Raw genomic sequence first — 16,267 nt, forward strand, 5'->3', positions numbered from 1 at the left:
GCTTCGGGCCTTCGTGGAAACCGTTCCGTCGAACCCGGTCGGTCGCCATCGCCAAACGACAGAACCGTTCCCCGGGCGCCTCTCCCGGCGCGGGGCCTTCGGGCGGTCTGTTCCGTCCGCCGGCCGCTCCATAACCTGGAGGGCCGCGGCGCACACCGATCCGAGGAGCGTTCCGTGTCTCTCCCCCAGGTGCCCGACATCCTCTCACCCGAGTTCGCGGCCGACCCCTACCCGGCCTACCGCGTGATGCGCGAGAGCGCGCCGCTCATCTGGCACGAGGCCACGCGGAGCTACCTCGTCTCGCGCTACGAGGACGTCCAGCGGATCTTCCGGGACAGGAACGGCGAGTTCACGACCGACAACTACGCCTGGCAGATCGAGCCGGTGCACGGCAGGACCATCCTCCAGCTCGACGGCCGGGAGCACGCCGTGCGCCGCGCCCTGGTCGCGCCCGCGTTCCGGGGCGCCGAGCTGCGGGAGAGGTTCCTCCCCGTGATCGAGCGCGACTCGCGTGAACTGATCGACGCCTTCCGGCACGCCGGCTCCGCCGACCTCGTCGCCGACTACGCCACCCGCTTCCCGGTCAATGTGATCGCCGACATGCTGGGCCTCGACAAGGCCGACCACCCCCGCTTCCACCGTTGGTACACGTCCGTCGTCGCCTTCCTCGGCAACCTCTCGGGCGACCCGGAGGTGAGGGCGGCGGGGGAGCGGACCCGCGTCGAGTTCGCCGCGTACATGCTGCCGATCATCCGCGCACGCCGCGAGAACCCGGGTGACGACCTGCTGTCCACGCTGTGCGCCGCCGAGATCGACGGCGTGCGGATGAGCGACGAGGACATCAGGGCGTTCTGTAGCCTGCTGCTCGCCGCCGGCGGCGAGACCACCGACAGGGCGATCGCCAGCCTCTTCGCCAACCTGCTGCGCCACCCCGACCAGTTCGCCGCCGTCCGCGCCGACCGTGGTCTGATCCCCCGGGCCTTCGCCGAGACCCTGCGCCACACCCCGCCGGTCCACATGATCATGCGGCAGTCGGCGGCCGAGGTGACGCTCAGCGGCGGCACCGTGCCTCCCGGGGCCACCGTCACCTGTCTGATCGGCGCCGCGAACCGGGACGAGACCCGCTACCGCGACCCCGACCGCTTCGACATCCGCCGCGACGACCTCACCACCACGACCGCCTTCTCCGCCGCCGCCGACCACCTGGCCTTCGCGCTCGGCCGGCACTTCTGCGTCGGCGCGCTGCTCGCCAAAGCCGAGGTGGAGACGGGCGTCAACCAACTCCTCGACGCCCTGCCCGACCTCCGCCTCGCCGACGGCTTCGAGCCGGTGGAGCGGGGCGTCTTCACCCGTGGCCCACGGTCCCTCCCGGTGCGGTTCACCCCCGCCGGCTTCTGAGGGGCCACCTGCCCAACTCGACGGTCTGGCGGGCCGGTTGCCCATAAACGGGACTAGACTGGCTGGTCGGTCGGCTGTTACTGTGGTCGCGACCAGGACCGAAGCAGGGGGAAGAGACGTGGGGAAGCAGACGGGATCGGACGGCCCGCGGAGAACGCCGCGCCGCGTCCTCGGGCATCATGCCCACGCGAGGCCAGAAACTAATCTCGCTCGTTCACCGATCTGTGCCCGTTGGCTCCCTTCCCGTGGAGCCCACCGTGCCTGACGGGACGTCAGGCTGAGCCTCCGGGCCGCCACGCCCGTTCGCGGTGCTCACCCGCACCGTCCGTCCACCCCGCCGGGGCCGCTCGTGCCCGCCTCGGCGGCGGCACAGCCCAACTCACCGCGCCTCGACCCGACCGGTCGACGCCGCGCTCACTCGGGAGTCGCTTCGTGACCGGGACCATGCTCCGCGCGCGTGCCCTGTGCGCGCTGCTGATCGGCATCATGGTCTGGCAGGGACTCTTCATCCACACCCCCACCCAGGGCGTCGACCGCCTGACCTTCACGCCCAGGGGCCTGACGCTCGACCACCAGCACAGCGTGGTGCCCGGGCACTTCCTGGCCAGCGAGCTGTTGCAGCGCCCGGTGCCGCAGCACACGCACACCCAGTCCGACCGCGAGGACGCCCGCGCGATGGGCGGCTGCCGGGGGAGGGCGATCCCGGTGGCGGCGCCCGGTCCGGGCGGCCCTGGCCTGCCGACGATGGCGGTCTGCTCCCACCCCGGACTCATCCCGGCCAACCAGCGCCGAGGGCCGCCGCTCTCCGGCTTCCATTTCGCCTGGGTGCTCGTTGACTCCCCGCCGGGGGTCGCCCGAGCCGTCCTCCAGAGCTGGCGGACCTGACCGCGACGCGCTCCCGACCCGGCACCGCCGGCCGTGAGCGCACGTCGCCACGATCCGTTCGCCACCCAGAGAAGGGGAAGCACGCGCAATGCCTTCACGCCTGGACCAGCCACGCCCCATCGCCGTTCGCACCGACGAACCCCTGGGCCGTCGCGCCCACTTCACCCGCCACCAGCAGGCGCTGTTCATCAGCTGCACGGACGCCCGGCTGGTGGCCACCCGGCTGACCGGGATCGCCCCCGAGCGGCTGTTCGAGCTGCGCAACATGGGCAACATCGTGCCCCGTTACCGCACCGACGTGATCTCCAGCGAGATCGCGGCCATCCAACACGTGCTGCGCGAGCCCAGCGTGCGGGACGTCGTGCTCTGCGGGCACTCCCGCTGCACGGCGGTCGCCTGCCTGCTCAACCGTCACACCGCCTCCGTGCGGCCGGCGATGCGCCGTTGGCTGGCGATAGGCCGCTCCAAGGTGGCCTGCGACACGGCGGCCGGCCGGCTCGCGGCCGGCCCCCTGAACGAGGTGGCCTGGGACCGGGCCTCCCGGGCCCATCTGGTCACCCAGCTGACCCATCTGTCCGAGTACCCGGAGGTGCGCCACCGCCGCGCCGCCGGCGAACTGCGGCTGCACGCCTGGTTCTACACCGCGAAGGGAACCGTCGAGGTGTACCGCTTGCGGGAGGAGATGGAGGCGCAGGCCCTGGTGTGAACGCGCGGGCGGGCGGGCGGGTGCGGCGCGCACCCGCCTCAGTCCCACCCTCAGTCCCGGCGGCTCCCGTCCCGGCCGTCCTCGTTCCCGTCGTCCTGGTGGCGCAGCCCCGCGATCAACACGTCGATGGCGTCGGCGAGTTGTTCCTGGAGGTTGACCCGCGAGGGGGAGAGGGCGTGGTGTAGGGCCATCCCGTCCGCCATGGCCGCCAGGGTCATCGCCCCGGCCCTCGCCTGGCGTTCGGAGGCCGCGCCCCGGGAGACCGCCGTCAGCAGCTGGGTCAGTATGTCGGTGTAGCGCTCGTGGTACTGGGTGAACGCCGTCCGGATCTCCGGGATGCGCTGGCCGAGTGAGAGCAACTCCAGGGCGAGCGGGGCGCGTTCCGGGGTCGAGGCCAGCTCCGTCGCGAACGCCTGGGCGAGCGCGTGGAGTTGACGCTCGGGGTCGGGCGCCGCCGCGCGTTGGTCGCCGTGTGTCATGTCGGCCAGGGAGTCCTCCTCGGACTGGAGCATCCGCCGTACCAGCTCGACGGCGATCTCCTCCTTGCTCTTGAAGTACCAGTAGAGCGCGCCCTTGCTGAGCCCCGACTCCCGCACGATGTCGTCCATCCGCGCGCCGTGGTAGCCCTGGCGGGCGAAGACGGCCGTGGCGGCGCCGAGGATCTGGGCTCTTCTCGCGGCGCTCCGCTCGGCGTTGCGGTCCTCGCCCGTCCCCGCCGATGCGCCGGCGCCTCCTGTCATGTGCCCCAGCCTTCCGTGGACTCGTTTCCCGCCGATCCGGACGGATCTTTGCCCGTCACTCTAGACCGACCGGTCGGCCCGCGCTAACGTTACCGACCGACCAGTCAGTTGATGGAGGGGTGCATGAAGAACGACACGGGCCGGGACGCCGGGCATCCGGCGCTCTACCGCCTGGGGGTGTGGTGTGCCGAGCACGCCTGGCGGATGGTGGCCGTCTGGCTCGTCGTCCTGGTGGGGGCGGGGCTGCTGGTGCCGAGGTTCACCGACAGCCTCACCGGCTCCTCCCTCGGCGTGGACGGCTCGGACTCGGCCAGAGCCGCCGAGCTGGTGAGCGAGAAGTTCGACTCGCCGGTCTCCGAGGACGCCGTCGTCGTGTTCGACGCGCCCGAACTCACCGCCCAGGACCCGGAGTTCCGCGCCGCCGTGGAGCGGGTCGTCGAGCGACTGGACGGCGAGTCGGGCGTGGTGAGCGTCGAGGACCCGTACACCGCCGACGACCCCACGCTCTTCGCCGAGGACGGCCGGACCGCGCTGGCCCCGCTGGGCCTGGGCGGCGACGAACGGACCCGGCAGGACACCGTTCCCCGACTCCAGGACCTGCTCGTCGAGGGCGAACAGGGTGGGGTCTCCGCCTATCTGACCGGCTCCAGCGCGCTGAACGCCGCCGTGGTGGAGCAGCAGGACAAGGACCTGGCGCAGGCCGAGTCGATCGGCCTGCCCATCGCCCTGCTGGTGCTGATCCTCGCCTTCGGCACGCTGGTGGCCGCCGGGCTTCCGCTGCTGCTGGGCGTCGTCGCCGTGTTGACCGCGTTCGGGGTGCTGGGCGCGCTCAGCTCGCTGGTGAGCTTCGACGTCTTCGTGCAGGCCGTGGTCACCATGCTGGGGCTGGCGCTGGGCATCGACTACTGCCTCTTCGCCGTCACCCGCCAGCGCGAGGAACTCGCCCTGCGCAAGGGCCGCGACGTGCCGGGCGCGGTGGGCGCGACCATGGCCACGGCCGGCAAGGCGGTGCTCTTCTCCGGCACCACGGTGATCATCTCGGTCGCCGGGCTGCTGCTGGTGCGGGCGCCCGTCTTCCGCACGATGGCGCTGGGCGTGATGATCGCCGTCGCCGTGATGCTGGCCGTCACCATGACGCTGCTTCCCGCCGTGTTGGCGCTGCTGGGGGACCGGATCAACAAGCTCGCCGTGCCGGGGCTGAAGCGTTCCGTGCGCCGGACGGACCCGAGCGACTCCCTGTGGGCCAGGTGGACCCGGGTCGTGATGCGTCGGCCCGTGCTGGTCGGCGGGGTCACGGCCGTGGTGCTGCTGCTCGCGGTGTTCCCGGCGGCACAGCTGCGGCTCGGCTTCGACGTGGGCGCCAGCGCGGTCTCCGACGCCCCGGCCGGGCGCGGCTACGAGCTGGTCTCGGAGAAGTTCGTGCCGGGCGCCGCGACGCCCGTCCAGCTGGTGGTCGACTCGCCGGAAGGCCCGCTGGACGAGGAACGGCTCGCCGCCGTCGATGAGTTGACCGAGCGGCTGCGCGACCACCCCGAGGTGGTCGAGGTGATCTCGGTGACCGACGTGCTGCGGCAGGGCGGCGCCGGGCTCACCGAGGAGGGCGTGGCGGCCCTGGTGGCCGCCGACGACCCCGTGCTCGACCGGCTGGTGGGCTCGGCCGGCGATGTCACGGCCATGAACGTGATGCTGCGGCACGCCGCCGACAGCGACGAGAGCGTGGATGTCGTGCACTGGATGAGGGACGTCGCCGTGCCCGAGGCCACCGCCGGCGTCGCCGGGCTGACCGTGCTGGTGGGCGGGCTCACCGCGCAGACCATCGACGTCTCCGAGGAGGTCTCCCGGGCCACCCCGCTGGTGCTGGCCGTGGTGCTGGGGCTGTCGTTCGTCCTGCTGCTGTTGGCGTTCCGCAGCCTGCTGCTGCCGCTGAGCGCGATCGTGATGAACCTGGTCTCGGTGGGCGCGGCGTTCGGCCTGCTGACCTGGGTCTTCCAGGAGGGCGCCGGCGCCTCGCTCTTCGACTTCACCAGCACCGGCTATATCCAGGCGTATCTGCCGCTGTTGACCTTCGTGATCCTCTTCGGGCTCTCGATGGACTACGAGGTGTTCCTGATCTCCCGGATGAAGGAGGAGTGGGGGATCAGTGGCGACAACACCAGGGCCGTCACCCAGGGCGTGGTCCACACGGCCAAGGTGATCACGGCAGCCGCGGTGATCATGATGGTGGTCTTCGCCGCGTTCATGCTGACCCGGGTGAGCGAGGTCAAGCAGATGGGCTTCGCCCTGGCGGTCGCCGTGCTGGTCGACGCCACGCTGATCCGGGTGGCGCTCGTTCCGGCGCTGATGCGGCTCTGTGGGCGCGCCAACTGGTGGCTGCCCGGATGGCTGGACCGGGCGCTGCCCCGGGTCGAGTTGACGGAGAGTTCGGCGTCGGTGGGGCTGGCCAGGCAGGAGGAGGAAGAGCGGCGCCGCGAGCCGGCCGCCGCCGGGTCGGCCCCGGCCGACTGAGAACGTCCCGGTCGGGCCCGCGCTTCCCCCGGGCGCTGGGCCCGACCGGGCACCACGGGTGCCGCGTGGACCGACGCCACGCGACACCCCCGCCCCCGAGTCGGGCACGGCGCCGATTTCCCCCCGGCCCGCCCGACTCGGGGGCCTTGCCCTGCGAGGGCGCGCTCCCGCAGGGCGCGGAGGGGGCCGGCGAACGGCCCGGGGAACGGGCGTCGCCGCCGGTTCCGTCACCCGGGCGCGAACGCCGGTTCCCCGACGGCGTGTTGGGATGCGCGAGGGCCCCGGCCTGACCGTCGGGGACGGGGTGGCCGGGGCCCGTGGGGCGGGTCGGACGGGTTCAGGGGCGGGTCAGGGCGAGGACCGCGTTCTGGCCGCCGAAGCCGAAGGAGTGGCTGACCATGGCGTCGAGCCGCCCCTCCCTGGCCTTGTCGGCCACCACGTCGACCGGGCAGTCCGGGTCCTGGCGTTCCAGGTTCGCGGTCGGCGGCACCGTCTGGCGTTCCAGCGTGAGCACGCCCACCGCCGCCTCGATGGCGCCGGAGGCGCCCAGGCAGTGGCCGGTGACGCCCTTGACGGAAGTGACGGCGGGGCCCGTGCCCAGCACGCGGGAGATCATCCGGGACTCCACGGCGTCGTTCAACGGCGTTGACGTGCCATGGGCGTTGACATGCCCGATGTCATCGGGCGACAGCCCGGCGTCCGCCAGCGCGGTGCGCAGCGCCGCCTCGGCGCCCCGGCCCTCGGGGTCGGGGCGGGTGGCGTGGCCGGCGTCAGCCGAGGCACCGTAGCCGCTGACGCTGGCCAGCGTCCTGGCGCCTCGGGCGGCCGCGTGCTCGGGGCGTTCCAGCACGAGCACGGCCGCGCCCTCGGCGAGGACGAAGCCGTCGCGGTCGGCGTCGAACGGTCGCGAGGCGCCGGCCGGGTCCTCGCCCCGGCCGGACAGCGCGCCCATCTTGGCGAAGGTGGTCAACACCAGTCGCGTCAGGGCGGATTCGGTGCCGCCGGTGATCACGATGTCGCAGGCGCCGGAGCGCAGCAACTCCCGCGCCGTGCCGATGGCGGTCGTTCCCGAGGCACAGGCAGTCGCCGTGACGAAGTTGGGGCCGCGCGCCCCGAACGCCGAGGCCAGCTGGCCGGCGGGCATGTTGACCGCCGCCATCGGGATCAGCATCGGGGAGACGGTGCGCGGCCCCTTGGCCGCCAGCTTGGCGTACTCGCTGTCCCAGGTGGACATGCCGCCCAGCGCGGTGCCCAGCACCACGCCGACCCGGGAGCCGTCCCAGTCCTCCGGCGTGAGGCCGGCCTGTGCCAGGGCCTCCCGGGCGGCGACCAGGGCGAGCTGGGTGCAGCGGTCCAGCGACCACGCGGTGCGCCGGCCGAGCGCGGCGTTGCCGTCGAAGGCCGTGGCCGCGCAGCCGAACCGCACGGGCAGGTCGTCGAAGGCGGGGATCTCGGCGGCCGTCGGCCGGGCCGCCACGATGGTCTCCCAGCTCCGCTCCGTGCCGACGCCGGCGGCGGTCACCAGGCCGAGGCCGGTGACCGCCGCGTGGAACGGTGGGTTGCCCACGGTCATCCGGCGGCCTGCCCCTGCGCCGTGAGCTTGTCGGCCATCAGCGCGGCCAGTTCGCCGACGGTGTTCTCGGCGGTGACGTCCTCCTCGTCCACCGGCACCCCGAAGTCCTCCTCCAGGGTCACGGTGAACTCGACCAGCGCCAGCGAGTCCAACTCCAGCGAGCTGAACGTCACCTGGGGGTCGATGGTGGTCTGGTCGAGTCCGAAGCGCTCGGCGAGCAGGGCGATCAACTGGTCCTGGATCGCCAGGGGCTGGGCGGTCGTCATGTCGACTCTTCCTCGTTCTCTCGGGTGTGAGATGGGATGGGGTGGGTCGGATGGGTTCGTTCGGCGGGGCGGGTCGGCGTTCAGACGGCGACCGGGGTGATGTCCGGCCAGGTCAGGGCCGCCCCGCCCCAGGTGGCACCCCCGCCGAAGGCGGTGAGCAGCGTCCGGTGGCCCGGGCGCAGCGCGCCGGCCGTGGCGGCGTCGGCGAGGGCGAGTGGGATGGACGCGGCGGCGGTGTTGCCCAGCCGGTCCAGGTTGACCGCGCAGCGTTCCGCCGGCAGCCGCAGCCGTTCGCCGACCGCGCTGATGATCCGCGCGTTGGCCTGGTGGGCCACCAGGTGGTCCACCTCGGACAGCCGCCAGCCGGCCAACTCGCAGGCCCGGGTGGCCGACTCCACCATCCGCTGCACGGCGTGCCGGTAGACCGACTTGCCGCGCATGGTGAAGTACCGTCCTTCGGCGGTGAGTTCGTCGCCGACGGGGTGGCGCGAGCCGCCCTCGGGGATGGTGATCAGGTCCCTGAGCGCGCCGTCGCTGCCCAGCGTGACGCCGGCCAACTCGCCCGGCTCGCCCGGGTGTCCGGCGCGCAGCACCATGGCGCCCGCGCCGTCGCCGAAGATCGCGCGGGTGGTGCGGTCGGTCGGGTTGAGGATGGTGGAGTAGGTGTCGGCGCCGATGAGCAACACGCGCTCGGCGGCGCCCGATCTGATGAAGCCGGCGGCGCAGGACAGCCCGTAGAGGAAGCCGCTGCACACCGCGGACAGGTCGAAGGCGGGCACCCCGGTCAGCCCGATGCGCTGCGCCACGTCGGGCGCGGTCGCCGGACAGGGATGGTCGGGCGTGGTGGTGGCGAGGATGACGAGGTCGGCCTCGCCGCTGCCGGCGGACTTCAGGGCGCCCTCGGCGGCCAGCACCGCGAGGTCGCCGGTCGAGGTGCCGGGACGCACCACCCGACGCTCCCGGATACCCGTCCGCTGCCGTATCCAGGCGTCGGACGTGTCCAGGAACTCGGAGAGGTCGTCATTGGTGACGACCTGTTCGGGAATGGAGGTTCCCATTCCGCAGACGATGGGCGCCGGATTCAATACTTCCCCCTTCCGTTGAGAATTGCGGAGAGCAGAGAGAGGCCCTGTTGTCGTGGCCGGATGGCTTTCGCCGGCGCCTGGGGCGGGAACACGCGAACGGGGCAATGGGAACGGCAGGTTCCGTTTTGGCTTGCGTGGGCGACTGGACGTCGCAATGGCGGCGACCGTAGCACCGGCCGAGATTGCCGCGCAACTCCCGTTTCTCGGGCCGTAGTTGGGCATGGGTTTCATTTTGCCAGCGTTACATGAAAACGACTCCCAATTGCACTGCCCTGACCTGCGACTTTAAGGAAATTTAGGGGTGGGCATGGGTGAGCCTCTTGTTGATCTTGCTTTCGTTCATTCCCGCCGGTTGAATCCCTGTCATCTTTCCCTTCCCGCTTCGATTTCCCGGTCTTCGCAAATGTGAAGTGGCGGACGTGTCGGGGCAGTGACGTGCTGAGAAGGAATACTCTGTGGTTTCCGTAATCCCCGTTCGTGGCCGGCGTATGGTGCGCGACTTCCTCGCGTTGCCGCTGCGCCTCCACCGGGAGGACCGGCAGTGGGTCGCTCCCCTCACCTCCGACAACCGACGCTTTATGGACCCCCGCCACAACCCCTATTTCGCGGAGGCGGAGATCGACCACTTCCTGGCCCGCGACCACGCGGGCCGCACCGTGGGGCGCATCTCCACCACCGTCGACCCGCGCTATGTGGAGCGGTTCGGCCGGCACGGCTACTTCGGCTGGTTCGAGTGCGTGGACGACCCCGAGGTCGCCCGGGCGCTGCTGGAGACGGCCGAACGCTGGGCCGGGGAACGCGGCATGGAGCGGTTGACCGGGCCCCACTCCTACTGCGCCACCCAGGAGTTCGGGCTGCTCGACGCCGGCCACGACCGCAGGCCGGCCGCGTTCCAGCCGCACAACCCGCCCTACTACCGGGAGCTGTTGGAGAAGGCCGGCTACACCAGGGAGTTCCGGGTCGACACCTTCAGCTACCGCGCCGACCGCGACGAGGAGCAGCTGCGCCGCCTCGTGCGCCGGGGCGAACGGATGGTGGCCGCCCACGACCTGACGGTCCGTGACCTCGATCCCACCCGCTGGGAGAGCGAGATGGACCTGCTCCACGAGCTGGTCACCGTCTCCTTCGCCAGGGACCGGGCCATGGTCCCCATGAGCCGCGAGGTGCTCGGCTTCCAGACCGACCAGCTCAGGCCGTTCCTCGACCCGCGCCTGACCCGGATCGTGGAGCTGGACCAACGCCCCGTCGGCTTCAGCATGTTGATGGCCGACGCCAACGAGCTGCTGGCCACCATCAACGGCCGACCCACCCCCGGCTTCCTGCTCCGCTACCCCTGGCTGAAGCGCCGCATCGGCGCCGCCATCGTGCTGATGATCGGCGTCCGCCCCGAGGTCGCCGGCCTGGGCGTCGGCCGGGTCCTGGCCGGCGAGATCGGCCGTGTCGGCCTGGGTGAGGTGCCGCCCTACCGAGCCGTCCACACCACCTGGGTCCACGAGAAGAACTGGCAGAGCCGCGCCTACATGAACCTCACCGGCGCCGCGCCGGCACGCACCTACGGCATCTACGGAAAGGAGTTGAGCTGAGTGCCCCGCATCCTGGTGACCGGCGCCTCCGGCAGTCTGGGCGCCACGTTCACCCGTCAGCTGATCGACCGGGGCGCCGACGTCGTCGCCCTGCTCAAGCCCGGCGAGGGCCCCGGCGGACTCGCCGGCGTCGAGGGCCGGTTCGAGACCCGCCAGGCCGACGTGCGCGACCCCGCCGCGCTGCGCGCCGCGATGCGCGGCATCGACGAGGTGTACCACTTCGCCGGCGTCGCCATCACCCTCAACCGGCTGCGCGGGCTGATGGAGGAGATCAACGTGCGCGGCACCGGCCATGTGGTGCGGGCCGCCGGCGAGGCCGGGGTGCGGCGCGTCGTTCACGCCTCCTCGATCTCCGCCATCGGCTACCCGCCCGCCGGCGAACTCGCCGACGAGGACTTCGACGTGCGGCGCTCGGTCACCCGCAACAGCTACATGGACACCAAGCTCGGCGGCGAACGCGAGGCCCTCCGCGCCTCGGCCGAGACCGGCGTCGAGGTCGTCATGGTCAACCTGGGCGCGGTCATCGCCCCCTACAGCCACCCGCGCTACGGCTGGGCGATGCTCGTGGAGCAGACCAGACGCGGCCGGATGCGCGGCTACCCGCCCGGCGGGCTCGCGATGTGCTCCATCGAGGACCTCACCTCGGGGATGCTCGCCGCCATGGCCAAGGGGCAGCCGTCCCGCCGCTACATCGTCCACTCCACCAACATCAGCTACCGCGACCTGATCGGCACCATCGCCGGCGTCGTCGGCGCCCCGCCGCCCCGCCACGCCGTGCCCGCGCCCGCCATCCGCGTCGCCGGCCGCCTCGGCGCCGCGTTCGGCGCGCTGCGCCGCGACCCGATGCGCTCGCCGTTCGTGGTGCCCGAGAACACCACGCTGATGCTGCTTCCCCTCTACTACGACACCACCCGCGCCGAGACCGAACTCGGCCTGCGCCCCACCCCGTTGGAGAACTCGATCGCCGCCGTCGACCGGTGGCTCGACAAGGAGCGGAAGCGTTGAACCCGCCCGGCACCACCCCGCAGCTGCCCCAGCCCGCCACCCTCGCGCACGCCCTGGCCCGGCACGCCGCCGAACGCGGCGACGCGCTGGCCGTGCACTACCTGACGGCGGGCGGCGTCCGCCGCGAGCACAGCTACGCCGAACTCCACCGCGCGGCGCTGGCCCTCGGCGCGCGGCTGGCCGACCTCCCGGGCGACCAGTCCGACCAGCCGTTCGTGCTGATCGCGCTGCCAGGCGGCCTCGACTACGTCACCGCGTTCTTCGCCTGCCTGGCCGCCGGCGCCACCGCCGTCACCTACCACCCGCCGGCCCTCTCCAGCGCCCGGGCCGGCCGGGGCTACGACGAGCGCCTCGCCCGCATCCTGCGCGACTGCCGCCCGTCCGCCGTGCTCGCCGAGACCGACCTCCACGAGCGGCTGGCCAGGGTCGGCGCCGAGGTGGGCCTCACCCCCTGGCTGCTCGACCCCACCCGGGCCGACGAGGCCGCCGAAGGACCGCCGCCGCTCGCCGAACCCCTCGCCAGGCCCGAACGGTTGGGCCTGCTCCAGTACACCTCGGGCTCCACATCCGAGCCCAAGGGCGTGATGGTCAGCAACGCCAACCTCGTGCACAACGCGGCCGGCCTGGCCGCGAACCTCGGCTCCGGCCCCGGCCAGACCGCCGTCGGCTGGCTGCCCCTCTTCCACGACATGGGCCTGATCGGGATGATCTGCCACCCCGTGCTCGCCGGCATGGCCGTGCGGATGTCCACCCCGGCCGTCTTCCTGCGGCAGCCCGTCAGCTGGCTGCGCGAGATCTCCGACCACCGCGCCACCGTCACCATCGCGCCCGACTTCGGCTACGCCACCGCCGCCCGCAAGATCCCCGAACACCGCAGGGACGGCCTCGACCTGTCCAGCCTGCGCCACGCCCTCAACGGCGCCGAGCCCGTCCGGCCGCGCACCATCGAGGAGTTCGCCAAGCAGTACGCGCCCTGGGGCCTCGACCCGCACGCCATGATGCCCGTCTACGGGCTGGCCGAGGGCACCCTGTGCGTCACCTGCCTGGACCACCGCGCCGAGCCCGCGCTCAGCGAGGTCTCGGCGCCCGAGCTGCGCGCCGGCCGCGTCGCACCGGCCGATGGGCCGCGCCGGGTGGTGCTGGTCGGCTGCGGGCGTTCGTTCACCGAGGACACCGACGTCGCCGTCGTCGACCCGGCCACCCGGCGGCGCCAGCCCGAGGGGCACGTGGGCGAGATCTGGGTCAACGGGCCCAGCGTCGCCGGCGGTTACTGGCGTCGGCCCGAGGCGACGGAGGAGATCTTCGCCGCCGTGCGCCGCGCCGTCGTGGAGACCCACGGCGTGCCCGTCTCCGAGATGGGCCTGCTCCGCCCGGGCGCCGTGCCCCGCACCACCAGCGGCAAGGTCCAACGCCGGGAGAGCGCCCGCCGCTGGGCCGCCGGCGAGTTCACCACCCTGGCCCGCTGGCCCGACACCGGCGACGCCGACCCCCGCACCCCCGACACCACCACCGAGGAGTCTCAATGACCGACACGCCCGTGGCGCTCAGCGAGCGCGAGACCGCCGAGCTGGTCGCCAGGCTCGTCGCGGCGGACCTCGACCTGCCCGAGGGCCAACGCGTGGACCACGACACGCCGTTCACCGACCTCGGGCTCGACTCGGCGGGCGTGCTCGCGGTGGCCGGCGAACTCTCCGACGCGCTCGGCGTCGAGGTACCGCCCGAGTGGCTCTTCGACCACGCCACCGTCGCCGCCCTCGCCCGCCACCTGGCCGCCGAGGCCCGCACCAGCGGCGGTGCCGATGGCTGACGGGGAACGGGAGGAGGCCGTCGCCGTCGTCGGCATGGCCTGCCGGGTGCCGGGCGCCGAGACCCTGGACGACCTGTGGCGGCTGCTGCTGGCCGGCGGCGACGCCATCGGCCCGGTGCCGGCCGACCGCACCGCGCTGGCCGCCGCCGTCGGCGACGCCGAGGACGGCGCCCGCTACGGCGGCTTCCTGCCCGAACTGGAGTCCTGGGACCCGGAGTTCTTCGGCGTGACGCCCGCCGAGGCCGCCCGGCTCGACCCCCAGCAGGCACTCGCCCTCGAAGTGGCCTGGCACGCGCTGGAGGACGCGGGACTGGTCCCCGCCGAACTGGCCGACACCCGCACCGGCGTCTTCTTCGGCCAGGCCACCCACGACCACGCCCTGCGCGCCGCCGCCGAAGGCGACGAGATCGGCGCCACCACCAACTCCGGCCTCTCGCAGGCCATCACCGCCAACCGGCTCTCCTACCTGTGGGACCTGCGCGGCCCCAGCCTGGTGGTCGACACCGCCTGCTCCTCCTCCCTGGTCGCCGCCCATCTGGCGCTCGCCGCCCTGCGCTCGGGCGAGTGCGACCTGGCCATCGTCGGCGGCGTCAACGCGCTGCTCTCCCCGGTGCCGCAGCTGGGCGCCGCCCGCTCAGCGAGCCTGGCGCCCGACGGCCGCTGCCGCACGCTGGACGCCGCCGCCAGCGGCTATGTCCGCGCCGAGGGCGCCGGCGCCGTGGTGCTGCGCCGGCTGGCCGACGCCCGCGCCGCCGGCCAGCGGGCACACGCGGTGCTCGCCGCCACCGGCGTCAACCAGGACGGCCGCACCAACGGGCTGACCGCGCCCAGCGGCCGCGCCCAGACCGCCCTGGTGCGGGACGTCCTGGAGCGCGCCGGCGCCAAGCCCGAACGGCTCGGCCATGTCGAACTCCACGGCACCGCCACGACGTTGGGCGACTCCATCGAGGCCAGGGCGCTGGCCGCCGCCCTGCCCGGGCGCTCGGCGCCGCTGACGGTCGGCTCGCTCAAGCCCAACCTCGGACACCTGGAGGGCGCCGCCGGCATCCTCGGCCTCATCAAGACCGCGCTGGTGCTGTCCAGGGAGACCATCCCGCCGCTGGCCCACTTCGAGCGGCCCAGCCCGCTGGTCAACCTCGCACGGCTGGGGCTGACCGTCCCGACCTCGCCCCAACCGCTGCCCGACGACGCCGAGTTCGCCTCGGTGAGCGCCTTCGGCTTCGGCGGCACCAACGCCCACGCGGTGCTGGCCAGGGCGCCCGAGCCGACGGCGGAGCCCGCCCGTTGGCGGGGCCCGGTGCTGCTGCCGCTGTCCGCCAGGGACGGCGAGTCCCTGACCGAGGTCGCCGCCGCCTGGGGCGACCGGCTGCGCGCGGAGAAGGACTGGTCGGCGGTGGCCGCCGACGCCCACGCGGCGGCGACCCTGCGGACCCACCACCGGCTGCGCGTCGGCGTGGCCGGCGCCGACCGGGCGGCGCTGCTGCGCGGGCTGTCCGCCGTGGCGGCGGGCGAACGCGCGCCGCGCGACGCCGGGCGTGCCCGCGCTGACCGGGGCCGGCTGGCGATCGCCTTCGCCGGCGACGCCGACTACTGGTCGACGCTTGCCGACCAACTCGCCGCGCACGACGAGCACTTCGGGGCCCACCTGACAGGGGCGACCGGCTCGGACGCGGCCGAGCGGGCGCGGAGCGCCCTGCTGGCGACCCTCGCCGAGCTGGGCGTCGAGGCGGCGGTCGAGCCGGCCGGGTCCGCGCCCGGGCCCGCCGAGCTGGAACGGCTCGCCGACCGGGGCGTCAGCCATCTGCTGCTGCTCGGCCCCGCGCCGACGGCCGACCACGCCGACGGGCCCGTGACCGTCGTGAGCGCCCCCGGCGAACGGCCGACCACCGTCGCCGCGATCGCCGGCGCCCTCTACGAACACGGCCTGGCGCCGCGCCCCGCCGTCACCGCCGCGCACTTCGCACGCGCCGGCGACGTTCCCCGCCACCCGTTCCGCCGCCGCCGGCACGCCCCGCCGGCCGGGCCGGAACGCCAAGGCGCCGCCGCGCTGCGGGAGTTGTCGATCCTGCCCGGCACCCATGTGGCGGAGCTGACCGACCTCGCCGCCGGGCACGGCCCCGGCGACCCGGGCACCCTCGTCCACGATCCCGTGGCGCTCGCCCGGTGGGCGGCCGAGGAGCTGGGCCAGCCGGCCGGCCGCGTCGCCGACCTCACCATCCACCCGGGCGCCCCAGCCCCCCGGCAGCTCGTCGCGACCCTCACGCCCGATGGCCTGAACGTGCGGCTGATGGGCCGGCGCCACCAACGGTGGCTGCCCGCCGCCAGCTGCCTGCTCACGGCGGGGAACGGGGCGCACGCGGCGCCCGAACCCGCCCTGCGCGCACGGCTGTTGGCGCTGCCCCCGGGCGAGCCCCGGCACGCGGTGCTGCGCGAGCGCCTGACCGAGCTGCTGGGCGCCCTGCTGCCCGGCGGTGCGCCCACCGAGCGGCAACGGTCCGCCACCTTCGCCGAGTTGGGGCTGCCGTCCCTGCTGGGCGTTGAGCTGCGGAACCGACTCCAACGGGAGTGGGGCGCGCCGCTGTCCATGGCCGTGGTCTGGGGCCATCCGACGATCGACCGCCTGTCGGCCGCCCTGGCCGACGGCCTGGACGGCGAGGCCGCCGGCGGCGGCGTGCCGTCGCCCGGCGCTGGCGCGCCCACGGGCGCGGGCGACC

At 73.6% G+C, this 16,267-nt stretch carries 13 protein-coding genes; 9 read left to right on the top strand and 4 right to left on the bottom strand.

The genetic code is table 11. From position 1 onward, the window contains the following. Positions 1-174: 174 nt before the first annotated feature. From EBN88_RS04700 to EBN88_RS04710, 3 genes are all read left to right on the top strand, one after another. The gene (locus EBN88_RS04700; RefSeq protein WP_233580458.1) at positions 175-1,398 is read left to right on the top strand and encodes a cytochrome P450; all 1,224 of its coding nucleotides are present in this window, start codon (positions 175-177) and stop codon (positions 1,396-1,398) included. Positions 1,399-1,830: 432 nt separating this feature from the next. Continuing rightward, complete coding sequence (locus tag EBN88_RS04705) at positions 1,831-2,283, top strand: hypothetical protein (protein WP_122182518.1); 453 nt, start codon at positions 1,831-1,833, stop codon at positions 2,281-2,283. A gap of 88 nt (positions 2,284-2,371) precedes the next feature. Further along, positions 2,372-2,989 (top strand): carbonic anhydrase, encoded by a 618-nt coding sequence (locus tag EBN88_RS04710; protein WP_122182519.1) that lies wholly within the window; start codon positions 2,372-2,374, stop codon positions 2,987-2,989. A 50-nt stretch (positions 2,990-3,039) separates the two neighbouring features. Here the strand turns inward: EBN88_RS04710 and EBN88_RS04715 are convergent, their stop codons facing one another. Beyond that, a complete protein-coding gene (locus EBN88_RS04715) occupies positions 3,040-3,729 on the bottom strand; it encodes a TetR/AcrR family transcriptional regulator (RefSeq protein ID WP_122182520.1) in 690 nt (229 codons plus the stop codon). 123 nt (positions 3,730-3,852) lie between these two features. Between EBN88_RS04715 and EBN88_RS04720 the strand changes: the two genes are divergently transcribed. After that, positions 3,853-6,234: an MMPL family transporter gene (locus EBN88_RS04720; RefSeq protein WP_158621322.1), complete on the top strand. Its 2,382-nt coding sequence runs from the start codon at positions 3,853-3,855 to the stop codon at positions 6,232-6,234. A 337-nt stretch (positions 6,235-6,571) separates the two neighbouring features. On the opposite strand, the gene EBN88_RS04725 is transcribed toward EBN88_RS04720, so the two are convergent. From EBN88_RS04725 to EBN88_RS04735, 3 genes are all read right to left on the bottom strand, one after another. Next, positions 6,572-7,807 carry a beta-ketoacyl-[acyl-carrier-protein] synthase family protein gene (locus tag EBN88_RS04725; protein ID WP_122182522.1) on the bottom strand — a complete coding sequence of 412 codons (1,236 nt, stop codon included), beginning with the start codon at positions 7,805-7,807 and terminating at the stop codon, positions 6,572-6,574. Continuing rightward, on the bottom strand, positions 7,804-8,073 hold the full coding sequence (locus EBN88_RS04730; protein WP_122182523.1) for an acyl carrier protein: 270 nt from the start codon (positions 8,071-8,073) through the stop codon (positions 7,804-7,806). The genes EBN88_RS04725 and EBN88_RS04730 overlap by 4 nt, the downstream gene beginning before the upstream one ends. 80 nt (positions 8,074-8,153) lie before the next feature. Further along, on the bottom strand, positions 8,154-9,131 hold the full coding sequence (locus tag EBN88_RS04735; protein ID WP_122182524.1) for a beta-ketoacyl-ACP synthase III: 978 nt from the start codon (positions 9,129-9,131) through the stop codon (positions 8,154-8,156). A gap of 515 nt (positions 9,132-9,646) precedes the next feature. Here EBN88_RS04735 and EBN88_RS04740 point away from each other — a divergent pair. The 5 genes from EBN88_RS04740 to EBN88_RS04760 all read left to right on the top strand — a co-directional run. Further along, positions 9,647-10,741: a hypothetical protein gene (locus EBN88_RS04740; protein ID WP_122182525.1), complete on the top strand. Its 1,095-nt coding sequence runs from the start codon at positions 9,647-9,649 to the stop codon at positions 10,739-10,741. Then, positions 10,742-11,746, top strand: coding sequence for an NAD-dependent epimerase/dehydratase family protein (locus tag EBN88_RS04745; RefSeq protein ID WP_122182526.1), 1,005 nt, complete (start codon positions 10,742-10,744; stop codon positions 11,744-11,746). Continuing rightward, positions 11,743-13,272, top strand: a complete 1,530-nt coding sequence (locus EBN88_RS04750) for an AMP-binding protein (protein WP_158621323.1) — start codon at positions 11,743-11,745, stop codon at positions 13,270-13,272. Before EBN88_RS04745 ends, EBN88_RS04750 begins: the two co-directional genes overlap by 4 nt. After that, positions 13,269-13,553 carry an acyl carrier protein gene (locus EBN88_RS04755; RefSeq protein ID WP_122182528.1) on the top strand — a complete coding sequence of 95 codons (285 nt, stop codon included), beginning with the start codon at positions 13,269-13,271 and terminating at the stop codon, positions 13,551-13,553. The genes EBN88_RS04750 and EBN88_RS04755 overlap by 4 nt, the downstream gene beginning before the upstream one ends. Continuing rightward, positions 13,546-16,267, top strand: a 2,722-nt coding sequence (locus EBN88_RS04760; protein ID WP_233580459.1) for a beta-ketoacyl synthase N-terminal-like domain-containing protein, incomplete at its 3' end; no start/stop codon positions are given. The genes EBN88_RS04755 and EBN88_RS04760, both read left to right, overlap by 8 nt.

This window comes from Streptomyces triticirhizae (genome assembly GCF_003696235.1).
GTDB classification, from domain to species: Bacteria; Actinomycetota; Actinomycetes; order Streptomycetales; family Streptomycetaceae; genus Streptomyces; species Streptomyces triticirhizae.

Excerpts from the sequence above, each read along its gene's own strand:
- EBN88_RS04715 (WP_122182520.1), bottom strand. The coding sequence starts at position 3,729 with ATGACAGGAGGCGCCGGCGCATCGGCGGGGACGGGCGAGGACCGCAAC.
- EBN88_RS04725 (WP_122182522.1), bottom strand. The coding sequence starts at position 7,807 with ATGACCGTGGGCAACCCACCGTTCCACGCGGCGGTCACCGGCCTCGGC.
- EBN88_RS04740 (WP_122182525.1), top strand. The coding sequence starts at position 9,647 with ATGGTGCGCGACTTCCTCGCGTTGCCGCTGCGCCTCCACCGGGAGGAC.
- EBN88_RS04735 (WP_122182524.1), bottom strand. The coding sequence starts at position 9,131 with ATGGGAACCTCCATTCCCGAACAGGTCGTCACCAATGACGACCTCTCC.
- EBN88_RS04720 (WP_158621322.1), top strand. The coding sequence starts at position 3,853 with ATGAAGAACGACACGGGCCGGGACGCCGGGCATCCGGCGCTCTACCGC.
- EBN88_RS04730 (WP_122182523.1), bottom strand. The coding sequence starts at position 8,073 with ATGACGACCGCCCAGCCCCTGGCGATCCAGGACCAGTTGATCGCCCTG.
- EBN88_RS04755 (WP_122182528.1), top strand. The coding sequence starts at position 13,269 with ATGACCGACACGCCCGTGGCGCTCAGCGAGCGCGAGACCGCCGAGCTG.
- EBN88_RS04710 (WP_122182519.1), top strand. The coding sequence starts at position 2,372 with ATGCCTTCACGCCTGGACCAGCCACGCCCCATCGCCGTTCGCACCGAC.